Source organism: Streptomyces sp. NPDC002795, from assembly GCF_042888725.1.
Taxonomy (GTDB): Bacteria; Actinomycetota; Actinomycetes; order Streptomycetales; family Streptomycetaceae; genus Streptomyces.
On sequence record NZ_JBIAQB010000013.1, the window covers coordinates 211,368 to 223,787 of the forward strand.

The 12,420-nt window shown below is 69.3% G+C and carries 14 protein-coding genes; 13 read left to right on the top strand and 1 reads right to left on the bottom strand.

Annotated features, from left to right (window positions below; all coding sequences use genetic code 11):
- The first annotated feature begins 103 nt into the window (after positions 1-103).
- Positions 104-2,047, top strand: a complete 1,944-nt coding sequence (ftsH, locus tag ACFYWS_RS33615; protein WP_389282726.1) for an ATP-dependent zinc metalloprotease FtsH — start codon at positions 104-106, stop codon at positions 2,045-2,047.
- 64 nt (positions 2,048-2,111) lie between these two features.
- Here ftsH and ACFYWS_RS33620 read toward each other — a convergent pair whose 3' ends face one another.
- Positions 2,112-2,975, bottom strand: a complete 864-nt coding sequence (locus ACFYWS_RS33620; protein ID WP_389282727.1) for an SAM-dependent methyltransferase — start codon at positions 2,973-2,975, stop codon at positions 2,112-2,114.
- 275 nt (positions 2,976-3,250) lie between these two features.
- Between ACFYWS_RS33620 and proS the strand changes: the two genes are divergently transcribed.
- From proS to ACFYWS_RS33680, 12 genes are all read left to right on the top strand, one after another.
- Complete coding sequence (gene proS / locus ACFYWS_RS33625) at positions 3,251-4,666, top strand: proline--tRNA ligase (protein WP_389282728.1); 1,416 nt, start codon at positions 3,251-3,253, stop codon at positions 4,664-4,666.
- 194 nt (positions 4,667-4,860) lie between these two features.
- Positions 4,861-5,457: a hypothetical protein gene (locus ACFYWS_RS33630; RefSeq protein ID WP_326015317.1), complete on the top strand. Its 597-nt coding sequence runs from the start codon at positions 4,861-4,863 to the stop codon at positions 5,455-5,457.
- A 195-nt stretch (positions 5,458-5,652) separates the two neighbouring features.
- Positions 5,653-6,072 (top strand): 30S ribosomal protein S16, encoded by a 420-nt coding sequence (gene rpsP, locus ACFYWS_RS33635; protein ID WP_389282730.1) that lies wholly within the window; start codon positions 5,653-5,655, stop codon positions 6,070-6,072.
- 2 nt (positions 6,073-6,074) lie between these two features.
- Complete coding sequence (locus tag ACFYWS_RS33640) at positions 6,075-6,314, top strand: RNA-binding protein (RefSeq protein WP_014176063.1); 240 nt, start codon at positions 6,075-6,077, stop codon at positions 6,312-6,314.
- Between the two features lie 98 nt (positions 6,315-6,412).
- A complete protein-coding gene (gene rimM, locus ACFYWS_RS33645) occupies positions 6,413-6,967 on the top strand; it encodes a ribosome maturation factor RimM (RefSeq protein ID WP_389282732.1) in 555 nt (184 codons plus the stop codon).
- Positions 6,964-7,785, top strand: a complete 822-nt coding sequence (trmD, locus tag ACFYWS_RS33650) for a tRNA (guanosine(37)-N1)-methyltransferase TrmD (RefSeq protein ID WP_389282734.1) — start codon at positions 6,964-6,966, stop codon at positions 7,783-7,785. The genes rimM and trmD overlap by 4 nt, the downstream gene beginning before the upstream one ends.
- Positions 7,786-7,955: 170 nt before the next feature.
- Positions 7,956-8,306: a 50S ribosomal protein L19 gene (rplS, locus tag ACFYWS_RS33655; protein ID WP_389282736.1), complete on the top strand. Its 351-nt coding sequence runs from the start codon at positions 7,956-7,958 to the stop codon at positions 8,304-8,306.
- Between the two features lie 78 nt (positions 8,307-8,384).
- Positions 8,385-9,089, top strand: a complete 705-nt coding sequence (gene lepB, locus ACFYWS_RS33660; protein ID WP_389282738.1) for a signal peptidase I — start codon at positions 8,385-8,387, stop codon at positions 9,087-9,089.
- Positions 9,082-10,179, top strand: coding sequence for a signal peptidase I (gene lepB, locus ACFYWS_RS33665; RefSeq protein WP_389282740.1), 1,098 nt, complete (start codon positions 9,082-9,084; stop codon positions 10,177-10,179). Before lepB (ACFYWS_RS33660) ends, lepB (ACFYWS_RS33665) begins: the two co-directional genes overlap by 8 nt.
- The gene (lepB, locus tag ACFYWS_RS33670) at positions 10,082-11,038 is read left to right on the top strand and encodes a signal peptidase I (RefSeq protein WP_389282742.1); all 957 of its coding nucleotides are present in this window, start codon (positions 10,082-10,084) and stop codon (positions 11,036-11,038) included. Before lepB (ACFYWS_RS33665) ends, lepB (ACFYWS_RS33670) begins: the two co-directional genes overlap by 98 nt.
- 93 nt (positions 11,039-11,131) lie before the next feature.
- Positions 11,132-11,869 carry a signal peptidase I gene (gene lepB / locus ACFYWS_RS33675; RefSeq protein ID WP_389282744.1) on the top strand — a complete coding sequence of 246 codons (738 nt, stop codon included), beginning with the start codon at positions 11,132-11,134 and terminating at the stop codon, positions 11,867-11,869.
- Positions 11,862-12,374 (top strand): NUDIX hydrolase, encoded by a 513-nt coding sequence (locus ACFYWS_RS33680; protein WP_389282745.1) that lies wholly within the window; start codon positions 11,862-11,864, stop codon positions 12,372-12,374. The genes lepB (ACFYWS_RS33675) and ACFYWS_RS33680 overlap by 8 nt, the downstream gene beginning before the upstream one ends.
- Positions 12,375-12,420 lie beyond the last annotated feature (46 nt).

A 12,420-nucleotide genomic window follows, 5' to 3' on the forward strand; every position in this document is an offset into this window, starting at 1 on the left:
TGTCCACGAGTGGCGGGCCCCTGGCAACTGTGCGGTCATGGGCGGAAGGCTTCGGGTCCGTGACGGCACCCGAGGGCGACAGGTGGCAGGAGGAGAGGCAGGCGTGGCGAACCCGGTACCCCCGCGCGATCGGACGGATCAGCCCTGGCGTTCCGAGGGCGCGCCGCCCCCTCCGCCCCCGCCGGGACCCAAACGCAAGATGCCCGGCGGCTGGGGCGGCCTCATCCTGACGGCCCTGATCGTCTACCTCATCACCAACCTGGTGCTGTCGTTCTTCAACGAGGGCGACGAGCCGACGGTCTCGTACACCGAGTTCAGCAAGCAGGTCGAGGCCGACAACGTCACCAAGATCTACTCCAAGGGCGACGCGATCCAGGGCGAGCTCAAGAAGGAGAAGGCCACCCCCAAGGACAGCGACAGCAAGCGCAAGAACTACACCAAGTTCACGACGCAGCGCCCGGCCTTCGCCGACGACGACCTCTGGGCCAACCTGGAGAAGCACGACGTCACGGTGACGGCCGAACCCGTCGTCCAGGAGCGCAGCTTCCTGTCCAACCTGCTCATCTCGCTCGCCCCGATGCTCCTCCTCGTCGTGCTGTGGGTGTTCATCGCGCGACGCATGAGCCAGGGCATGGGCGGCGGCGCGGGCGGCATGCTCGGCCGCAAACAGCCGCCCAAGCCGGTCGAACTCGAACCGGGCAAGAAGCGCACCACGTTCGAGGACGTCGCCGGCATCGACGAGGTCGAGGGCGAGCTCAACGACGTCGTCGACTTCCTCAAGAACCCCGACGACTACCGCACCATGGGTGCCAAGATGCCCCGCGGCGTGCTCCTCGCGGGCTCGCCCGGCACCGGCAAGACGCTGCTCGCGCGCGCGGTCGCGGGCGAGGCCGGGGTGCCGTTCTTCTCCGCCTCCGCCTCGGAGTTCATCGAGATGATCGTCGGCGTCGGCGCCTCACGCGTACGCGAACTGTTCGCGGAGGCCCGCAAGGTCGCCCCGTCGATCATCTTCATCGACGAGATCGACACCATCGGCCGGGCCCGCGGCGGTGGCGGCGGCATGGGCGGCCACGACGAGCGCGAGCAGACCCTGAACCAGATCCTCACGGAGATGGACGGATTCACCGGCTCCGAGGGCGTCATCCTCATCGCCGCCACCAACCGCGCCGACGTCCTCGACCCGGCCCTGACCCGCCCCGGCCGCTTCGACCGGATCGTCAACGTGTCCCCGCCCGACCGCGGCGGCCGCGAGGCCATCCTCAAGATCCACACCCGCGACATCCCGCTCGCCCCCGACGTCGACCTCGGCCAGGTCGCCCGTACGACCCCGGGCATGACCGGCGCCGACCTCGCGAACCTGACCAACGAGGCCGCGCTGCTCGCCGTCAAGCGCAAGCAGAAGGAGGTCGGCCAGTCCGACCTCTCCGAAGCGCTCGAAAAGGTCCAGCTCGGCGCCGAGCGGCCGCTGGTGATGCCCGAGGAGGAGCGCCGCCGCACCGCCTTCCACGAGAGCGGCCACGCCCTCCTGGGCATGCTGCAGCCCGGCGCCGACCCCGTCCGCAAGATCACGATCGTGCCGCGCGGCCGCGCCCTCGGCGTCACGCTCTCCACCCCGGACTCCGACAAGTACGCGTACACGGAGGAGTACCTGCGGGGCCGCATCATCGGAGCCCTCGGCGGCATGGCGGCCGAACACGTCGTCTACGGAGTCATCACGACCGGCGCCGAGAACGACCTGGAGCAGGTCACCAACATCGCCCGCGGCATGGTCGCCCGCTGGGGCATGAGCGAGAAGGTCGGCCGCCTGTCCGCCCTCCCGAACGACTCCCAGCAGGCGTACGGACTGGCCGCCGCTCCCGACACCCTCGACACGATCGACGGCGAAATGCGCCGCATCGTGGACGAGTGCTACGAGGAGGCGTGCCAGAAGCTGCGCGACAACCGGGACAAGCTCGACGCACTGGCCGAGGCGCTCATGGCGAACGAGACGCTGGAGGAGGCGGACGCCTACCGGATCGCCGGCGTCGCGCGCTTCACCAAGGACTGAACCGGCAGCCTGCTGCCGAGGGCCCGCACGCCGCACGGCGTGCGGGCCCTCGGCTTGTTGCGTCTCACCGTGTGCGGGCTATCAAGTACCTGAAGACATTGGGCATCCACACGGTCCCGTCGGCGCGCACATGGGCCTGAAGCGCCTCGGACACCTCCTTGTCGACCTGCGCCAGATCCGTCGCTCCCACCGCGGCGTCGAACAGGCCCGTCGACAGCAGCCCGCGCACCGCGCTCTCGGGGTCCGCGTACCCGAAGGGGCACGCCACCCGGCCGGATCCGTCGGGCCGCAGCCCCGCCCGCTGAGCGACCTCCTCCAGGTCGTCACGGAGTGCCGGGCGCCAACTCCCCGTACTACGTAGAGGGTCGGCGAGCTTGGTGGCCACACGTAGGACGGACGACGTGGCGCAGCGCTCCGGAGGACCCCAGCCGACCAGCACCACGGCGGCGCCCCGGCCCGCCAGCGGGGCCACGCTCTCCAGGCGCGCGGAAAGCCCCTCGGAGTCCCCGGCCACACACCCGATCGGCTGAAAGTCGGTGATCACGTCGTACGGGGCCCCGCCGGGCTCCGTCGCGGTGAGATCGGCGGCGTCGGCCGTCGTGAGCCGGGCGTCCGCGGCCTCCCGAGGCTGGGACGCGCCGGGCAGCAGCCGCTCCTCGGCCAGGGCCAGGCGCTCGGGATCCGAGGGCTCGACGCCGGTCACGGCCGCCCCGCGCGACGTCGCCATCAGGAGCGCGAGCCCGGAACCGCAGTCGAGCCCGAGGAGCCGGGTGTCCGGACCGACCTCCAGGCGCCGGTAGACCGCTTCGTAGAGCGGCACCAGCATCCGTTCCTGAATCTCCGCCCAGTCACGCGCGCGTGCGCACAAGTCCGTCTGCGGCGCGGGGGCCGTGTGAGGGAGGTGCCGTCGCACGAGCGTAGGTGTCATCGAAAGTGCCCCAATCCACCGAGAGATGCCGAGAGTTGTCGCCGTGCCACCTGACCGTTCGCGTGGCGTCGACCGTGTACGCGCGCTGCTCGCACTCCCCCCGTATGCCAGAGAACTCCGCAACGTCCGCCGCGTCTAGGGGGTGTTTGGCAGGCGCGGCGACAATGCGCGTGTGCACCGTCGTGCGCCCCCGGGCGGTCATATGACGGGCGCACGCGGGCATCCGGGCGAAAAGGATTCGAGTGCTCCACGGCCCGCGCCGTAGCATCCGCGCCATGGCCAAACCCCGCGTTCTCACGCCCCGGACGGAAGACTTTCCGCGCTGGTACCAGGACCTGATCGCCAAGGCCGAACTGGCCGACAACGGTCCGGTGCGCGGCACCATGGTCATCCGACCGTACGGCTACGGCCTGTGGGAGCGGATGCAGCGGGAGATGGACGACCGTATCAAGGAGACGGGCGCGCAGAACGCGTACTTTCCCCTCCTGATCCCGCAGTCGTACCTCACCAAGGAGGCTGACCACGTCGAGGGCTTCGCGCCCGAGCTGGCCGTGGTCACGCACGGCGGCGGCAAGGAGCTGGAGGAGCCCGCCGTCGTCCGCCCCACCTCCGAGATGGTCGTCAACGCCTCCTTCGCCAAGTGGGTGCAGAGCTACCGCGACCTGCCGCTGCTCATCAACCAGTGGGCGAACGTGGTCCGCTGGGAGCTCAGGCCCCGCCTCTTCCTCCGTACGACGGAATTCCTCTGGCAGGAGGGACACACGGCGCACGCGACCTACGAAGAGGCGCGCGACTTCGCGGCGCGCATCCACCGGCACGTCTACGCGGACTTCATGGAGAACATCCTCGCGATGGACGTCCTCCTGGGACGCAAGACGCCCAGGGAGCGCTTCGCCGGCGCCATCAACACCCTCACCCTCGAAGGAATGATGGGCGACGGCAAGGCCCTCCAGATGGGCACGAGCCACGAACTCGGCCAGAACTTCGCCAAGGCGTTCAACACCCGCTACCTGTCCAAGGACGGCACGGAGGAGCTGGTCTGGCAGACCTCCTGGGGCTCGACGACCCGCATGATCGGCGCGCTGGTGATGATACACGGCGACGACAACGGGCTGCGGGTCCCGCCCCGCCTCGCCCCCACCCAGGTGGTCGTCCTCGCCGTCAAGGACGACGAGGCGGTGCTCCACAAGGTGCGCGAAATCGGCGACGTACTTAAGAAGGCGGGCATCCGGGTCCACGTGGACGACCGCACCGACACCCCCTTCGGCCGCCGCGCCGTCGACTGGGAACTGAAGGGCGTGCCCGTACGTGTCGAGGTCGGGCCCCGCGACCTGGAGAACGGCACCGCGATGCTCGCCCGGCGCATCCCCGGCGGCAAGACCCCGGTCGCCCTGGAGGCACTGGTCGCGGTGCTGCCCAAGATCCTGGAAGAGGACCAGGCGCTGCTGCTCGCGCAGTCACGGGAGCGGCGGCAGCTGCGGACGACCGACGTGACCAGGGTCGCCGAGGCGCTGGAGGCGACCTCCGCGGGCGGCTGGGCGCGCATCCCGTGGGCCACCCTCGGGGAGGCCGGCGAGGACGAGCTCGCTGGGCACGGCGTCTCCGTACGGTGCCTGCTCACCCCCGAAGGGGCGGTTCCGGACGCCGACGACGCGGCCGGTAACGTCGCGGTCGTGGCACGCGCCTACTAGGTCCCGCCCAGGAGGGCGCCCGCCGAGGGCGTACATGCCACTACGCACCACCTTGTTGTGAGCTGTGCGCCTTCTCCGTACATCTGCGCACCCGCCCTCCTCGGGACGCATCAGTGGGAACTGACTGGTACGTGCAAATTATTTGGGATGCCCCGGAATAGGAACACGGAGGCACCCCGGCTCGTTGTCACGACGTGAGCACGACACCACCTGTTCTCGCCGCAGAGCTGGCAGGGGCGTGGGCCGACATTCAGCGGCACCACTCCGAACTGCCGGATCTTGCCGCGCCCGAATCCCTGATCGGCGAGTCGTCGTCCGCCTGTGGACGCGAGCTCTCCTTCGAGCGACTCCTTCACGAGGCAGTCCACGGCATCGCAGCCGCGCGCGGAATCCGCGACACATCGCGCGCCGGCCGCTATCACAACCGCAGATTCCTGGCCATCGCCGAGGAGTTGGGCCTCGACCATCCCGAGGAACCGCACCCCAGCAGCGGCTTCTCGCTCGTCACGCTCAATCCGGAGGCGAAGCAGCGCTACCGGCAGACCATCGAGCGGATCCAGCGCGCCCTGAAGGCGCACACCGTGGCGACCGCCGCGGACACCAAGCGAAGCTTCCGCGGCCCCGCCGCGCGGCACGGCTCCTCCGGGGGTGGCGTCCGCGTCAAGGCGGTCTGCGACTGCGGGCGCAACGTCCGAGTCGTACCGTCGGTGCTCGCGCAGGCCCCGATCATGTGCGGCGGCTGTGGAAAGCCGTTCCGCATTCCGGAGATCGTCGGCGTCGCGGCGGGCTGAGTCCTCCTGGTCGGGTGGCCGAGGGGGGATTCGGCTGCCCGGGAGACGTTGTGGCACAATGGCTAGCTGTACTCGACAGTCGCATAGGACCCCTCTCTCCTCCGGCTGACGCGTCCGTCGGGCACTCGGGTACCGCAACCCCACGCGGCAATCTCGCCGTGCCCACCCACGTCAAGACCAGGAGACACCACTCCCGTGGCAGTCAAGATCAAGCTGAAGCGTCTGGGCAAGATCCGCGCGCCTCACTACCGCATCATCGTCGCCGACTCCCGTACCCGCCGTGACGGCCGGGCCATCGAGGAGATCGGCCTGTACCACCCGGTGCAGAACCCGTCGCGCATCGAGGTCGACTCGGAGCGTGCGCTGTACTGGCTGGGTGTCGGCGCGCAGCCGACCGAGCCGGTCATGGCCATCCTGAAGCTCACCGGTGACTGGCAGAAGCACAAGGGTCTGCCCGCCCCCGCGCCGCTGAAGGTCGCCGAGCCGAAGTCCGCCCGCCCCTCCTTCGAGGCGCTGGCCACCGAGGACGAGCCCAAGGGTGAGGCCATCACCCAGAAGAAGAAGGCTGAGAAGAAGGACGAGGCCGAGGCCCCGTCCGAGTCGACCGAGGCCTGAGCATGCTCGAGGAGGCTCTTGAGCACCTCGTGAAGGGCATCGTCGACAACCCCGACGACGTGCAGGTCGCCTCGCGCAACCTGCGCCGGGGGCGCGTCCTCGAGGTCCGGGTCCACCCCGACGACCTCGGCAAGGTGATCGGCCGCAACGGCCGCACCGCGCGCGCTCTGCGGACTGTCGTGGGTGCCATCGGCGGCCGTGGTGTCCGCGTCGACCTCGTCGACGTCGACCAGGTTCGCTGAGAACAGTTGAACACCGGCTCGGGCCGGGGAGGGCTTACGAGCCGTCCCCGGCCCGAGTCGTTTGTGCCCCTTGGTGGGCTGACAGGAGAGTTTCCGACGTGCAGTTGGTAGTCGGGCGCATCGGTCGCGCCCACGGCATCAAGGGCGAGGTCACCATCGAGGTGCGCACCGACGAGCCCGAGCTGCGGCTCGGCCCCGGCGCGCGACTCGCCACCGACCCGGCCGCTACGGGACCGCTCACCATCGAGTCCGGCCGGGTGCACAGCGGCCGGCTGCTGCTGCGTTTCGAGGGCGTACGGGACCGGACCGGGGCCGAGGCGCTGCGCAACACCCTCCTGATCGCCGAGGTGGACCCCGAGGAACTGCCCGAGGAAGAGGACGAGTTCTACGACCACCAGCTCATGGACCTCGACATCGTCACGGTCGACGGCACCGAGGTCGGCCGGATCACGGAGATCTCGCACCTGCCTTCGCAGGACCTGTTCATCGTGGAGCGGCCCGACGGCAGCGAGGTCATGATCCCGTTCGTCGAGGAGATCGTCGTCGAGATCGACCTCGAGGAGCAGAAGGCCGTCATCGACCCGCCGCCCGGCCTGATCGACGACCGCGCCGAGATCGCGTCGTCGCGTGAAGAGGGGGACGAGTCCGCATGAGGCTCGACGTCGTCACGATCTTCCCCGAGTACCTGGAGCCGCTGAACGTCTCCCTCGTCGGCAAGGCACGCGCGCGTGGTCAACTCGACGTCCATGCGCACGACTTGAGGCAGTGGACCCACGACCGGCACAACACGGTCGACGACACCCCCTACGGCGGCGGCCCCGGCATGGTCATGAAGACCGACCCATGGGGTGACTGCCTCGATGACGTGCTCGCCGAAGGGTACGAGAACGGCGCCCAGGCGCCCGCCCTGGTCGTTCCCACGCCCTCCGGGCGCCCCTTCACCCAGGAACTCGCCGTGGAGCTCTCCGGGCGCCCCTGGCTGGTCTTCACGCCCGCGCGCTACGAGGGCATCGACCGCCGTGTCATCGACGAGTACGCGACCCGCATGCCGGTCTACGAGGTCTCCATCGGCGACTACGTCCTCGCGGGCGGGGAGGCCGCCGTGCTCGTGATCACGGAGGCCGTGGCGCGCCTGCTGCCCGGCGTCCTCGGCAACGCGGCGTCGCACGAGGACGACTCCTTCGCGCCCGGCGCCATGGCCAACCTCCTGGAGGGGCCCGTCTACACCAAGCCTCCCCAGTGGCGCGGCAGGGACATCCCCGACGTGCTGCTCAGCGGCCATCACAGCAAGATCGCGCGATGGCGCCGCGACGAGGCGCTGCGCCGCACCACGCGCAACCGGCCCGATCTGATCGAGCGCACCGACCCCAAGGCCTTCGACAAGAAGGACCGCGAAATGCTCTCGATCCTGGGCTGGGGGCCGCGTCCCGACGGACGATTTGGGCCGACGCCCGGGATCGTGGAAGAATAGGCCGCTGCTGTACGTCCAGCCTGCGCCCCTGCCACAGGGGGAACGGCCAGAACATGCTCCCCGTGCATGCGGGGATGGTCCAGACGCAAGGCCCGACGCCATCAGCTACCGAAACTCATCACATACATCCCGTCGATGACCTGTGGCATCGGCGAAGAAAGCAGACGATCATGGCAAACCTGCTCGACTCCCTTGACTCCGCGTCGCTGCGCGACGACGTTCCGGCCTTCCGTCCGGGCGACACCGTCAACGTCCACGTCCGCGTCATCGAGGGCAACCGCTCCCGTGTGCAGCAGTTCAAGGGCGTAGTCATCCGCCGCCAGGGCGCGGGCGTCCGCGAGACCTTCACGGTCCGCAAGGTCTCCTTCTCCGTCGGCGTCGAGCGCACCTTCCCGGTGCACACCCCGATCGTCGAGAAGATCGAGCTCGTCACCAAGGGTGACGTCCGCCGCGCCAAGCTGTACTACCTCCGTGACCTGCGCGGCAAGGCCGCGAAGATCAAGGAGAAGCGCGAGAACTGAGCCGCTCGGCGCCCCCAGAGGGCGCCGGCGCATCTCGCCTGCGGCGTCCACAGGGCGGCCGGATAGCATCTGGCCCCGATGGACACCGAAGCACAGCATGAGGAGCGCGACCGCTCCTCCGAGCCCCATGAGAACACCTCACAGGGCGAGGAGGACCGGTCGCGCTCCTCTTTGCTCTCCTGGGTGGCCGACTGGCTGCCGGGCGGCCGTATCACCCTGGCCCTGCTGCTGTGCCTGGCGTGCCTGCTGGCCTTCAGTGTCTTTGTGATGCAGCCGTTCCAGATCCCCAGCAGCTCCATGGAGAGCACATTGAGGGTCGGGGACCGCGTTCTCGTAAATAAGTTGGCGTACCGTTTCGGTGCCGAGCCGACCCGTGGCGACGTGGTGGTCTTCGACGGCAGTGGGTACTTCGGGGAGGGCGACTACATCAAGCGCGTCGTGGGCACGGGGGGAGACCGGGTGGTCTGCTGCGACAGCATGGGGAGGATCGAGGTGAACGGGAAGTCCGTGGACGAGCGCGCCGTGCTGCACTCCGCGGACGCGCCTTCGGAGGTGCCGTTCACCATCGTGGTTCCCGAAGGAACCCTCTTTCTGCTCGGTGACCATCGCAGCAACTCCCGTGACTCCCGCGACTACTTGGGCGCGCCTGGCGGCGGATTCGTCCCTGTGGACCAGGTGATCGGCAGGGCCGAGTGGATCGCGTGGCCGACCGGACACTGGCACTCCTTGTCCCGTACGGACATCTACGCGCGTGTGCCCGCACCCGGCGGCGCCCATGGGTAGGCGCGGCAAAACGCGCAGCCACGGCGGAGACGAACGGCTGCCCACCGGCAGTCGGCCCACCAGTGGCCCCGAGCAGCAGGGGAGGGCCGAGCGGCGCAAGCTCGCCCGCAAGGTGAAGCGCCGCCGAAGGCGGTCCGTGCTCAAGGAGATACCCCTCCTCATAGGCGTGGCCCTGGCCATCGCCCTCGTCCTGAAGACGTTCCTGGTGCAGGCCTTCGTCATCCCGTCGGGCTCCATGGAACAGACGATCAAGATCGGCGACCGGGTCCTGGTCGACAAGCTCACTCCCTGGTTCGGCGCGCAGGTGCAGCGCGGCGACGTCGTCGTCTTCAGCGACCCGGGGAAGTGGCTCGAACAGGAGGCCGGTCAGAAGAAGGACCCCCCGGTCGGCGTGAAGCAGGTCAAGGAAGGCCTGACCTGGATCGGGCTGCTGCCGTCCGACAACGAACGAGACCTCATCAAGCGGGTCGTGGGCGTCGGCGGCGACACCGTGAAGTGCTGCGACACACAGGGCCGCGTCACGGTCAACGGGACACCGCTCGAAGAGCGTGCGTACATCCATCCCGGCAACGCCCCCTCGAAGTTCGACTTCTCGGTGAAGGTGCCCGAGGGGCGCCTGTTCGTGATGGGCGACCATCGCGCCAACTCCGCGGATTCCCGCTATCACCTCACCGAGGCCTTCAACGGGACCGTGTCCGAGGAGTCCGTCGTGGGGCGGGCCCGGTTCATCGGGTGGCCGATCGGTCACTGGGCCTCGTTGTCGGAGCCGCCGACCTTCGCCGCCGTGGCCGACGCGCAAGGTGACGGGTCGACCGCGGCCTCGGAAACGTCGCATAGGGTGGCCTCCACGTACGGTGCCGGACCGGGCTCGAACGCATCGGATTCGGCCGGATTTATCCCCCTCCCGACCCCTGCGGAACTCCCGCTCGTTATGGGAGTGGTGGGCCTGCATCGGATACGGATCAGGCGGCGGCACGGAGTGAGGAGTGGATGTGGGGGACTTGGCGGTCGGCGCACGGTCAGGGCATGGTCCCGAAGAGGAGCCCGGGCGATCCGACGATGCGGCGGGTCCGGACCCTGTGGCGGGTGACGGCTCGACGGCCGCTCCCATGGGTGACGCGGAGCGCGGCGGCTCGAAGGGTGGCTCCAAGAAGCCGCGTTCCTTCTGGAAGGAGCTGCCGCTCCTCATCGGCATCGCGCTCGTCCTCGCGCTCGTGATCAAGACGTTCCTGGTCCAGGCGTTCTCGATCCCTTCGGCGTCGATGGAGAACACGCTGAAGATCGGCGACCGGGTTCTGGTCGACAAGCTCACCCCGTGGTTCGGTTCGGAGCCGGAGCGCGGCGAGGTCATCGTCTTCCACGACCCGGCGAGCTGGCTGGAGGGCGAGCCGACGCCGGAGCCGAACGCCGTGCAGACGGTGCTCAGTTGGATCGGCCTGATGCCGTCCGCCGACGAGAAGGACCTCATCAAGCGCGCTGTCGGCGTCGGTGGCGACACCGTCGAGTGCAACGGCACGGGCCCGCTCAAGATCAACGGCAAGGCGCTGAACGAGCCGTACGTCTACCCGGGCAACACCCCGTGCAGCGACGACAACGCGGGTGGAACGTTCAAGGTGAAGGTTCCCGAGGGCAAAGTTTGGGTCATGGGTGACCACCGCCAGGACTCCATGGACTCGCGCTACCACCAGAACGACAAGAACGGCGGCTTCGTCCCCGTGGACAGCGTCGTGGGTCGCGCCATCGTCGTAGCCTGGCCGCCCACGCACTGGTCGACGCTGCCCGTGCCGGACACCTTCGACCAGTCGGGCCTCAATGCCGTGGCGAACGTGGCTCCGGGCGCGCTCGGACTCGCGGGCGCGGCGCCGCTGGTGCTGTGGCGCAGGCGCAAGATCAATCAGCGCGTTACCGAGGGGAACACCAGGGTTTCTGCGGCTGGTGGCGCCCGGTAGGGTGCCGTCCCAGATCGCCGATCTTCCGTTATCCGCACCGTTCCGGGGCAGGTTCGACGAGATCGACTTCTCCGAACCGCGGGAGCAACTGGGATGAGCAGGACGCGTCGTACCAATGAGGGTCACGGCAAGGCCGGCAGCGCACTGTCGGGCATAGCCGTGGCCCTCGGCTGTGTGTTGTTCCTGGGCGGGTTCGTCTGGGGCGCCATCCTGTACCAGCCCTACACCGTGCCCACCGACTCCATGGACCCGACGATCAAGGCGGGTGACCGGGTGCTCGCGGAGCGGATCGACGGCGGCGAGGTCAAGCGCGGCGACGTCGTCGTCTTCCAGGAGGCGTCCTGGGGAAACGTTCCGATGGTCAAGCGCGTGGTCGGTGTCGGCGGTGACAAGATCGCCTGCTGCACGGAGAAGAAGCTGACCGTGAACGGCGAGCAGATCGACGAGCCGTACCTCCCGAAGGGCGAGAGCGCCTCGCTCACCGGCATCAGGTCGACGACCGTCCCGCAGGGCCGGCTCTTCCTGCTCGGTGACCACCGCGCCGACTCCCTGGATTCCAGCGCGCACATCGGCGACAGCGAGAACGGCTCGGTGGAGCGCGGCGCCGTGCAGGGCCGGGTGGACGCCCTGGCGTGGCCCATGGCCGGTATGCAGAAGCCCACCGGGTTCGAGGCGCTGCCGGGCGGCATCTCGCAGCCGGGGCCCGTGAAGACGGTGCTCGCGGCCATCGTGGCGGGCGCGGTGCTGGTGCTCGGCGGAGCGGCGTACGGGCCCCTCGCGAATCGCTCGCGGCGCTCGCGCGGCGCGTCCCCGGAGCCGGCCCGTGTCTGAACCCGGCCGCGAACCGCGCAAGGTCGCCCGCGTCGTGCTGCTCGACCCAGAGGGGCGGATCCTGCTCCTGCACGGGCACGAGCCGGACGACACGGCGGACGACTGGTGGTTCACGCCGGGCGGCGGCCTGGAGGGCGACGAGACGCGTGAGGAGGCCGCCCTGAGGGAACTGGCAGAGGAGACCGGCATCACCGACGTCGAACTGGGGCCTGTGCTGTGGAAGCGGATCTGCTCCTTCCCCTTCGACGGCCGACGCTGGGATCAGGACGAGTGGTACTTCCTGGTCCGTACGAGGACGGCCTCGGCGGAGCTCGGGGAGATCAAGGGGACGGGCCTGACCGACCTGGAGCGCCGCAGTGTCGCCGGAGCACGCTGGTGGTCGTGCCGGGAACTGGCCGAGGCGCATGAGACGGTGTATCCGACCAGACTCGCCGGGCTGCTGACGCGGCTGCTCGACGAAGGTCCCCCGAGCCGGCCCGAGGTCCTCGACACGGAAATCGTCTAGAGGCGCACGGGGCTGGCGCACAATAGGGGGACGCACGGCTGAAGGG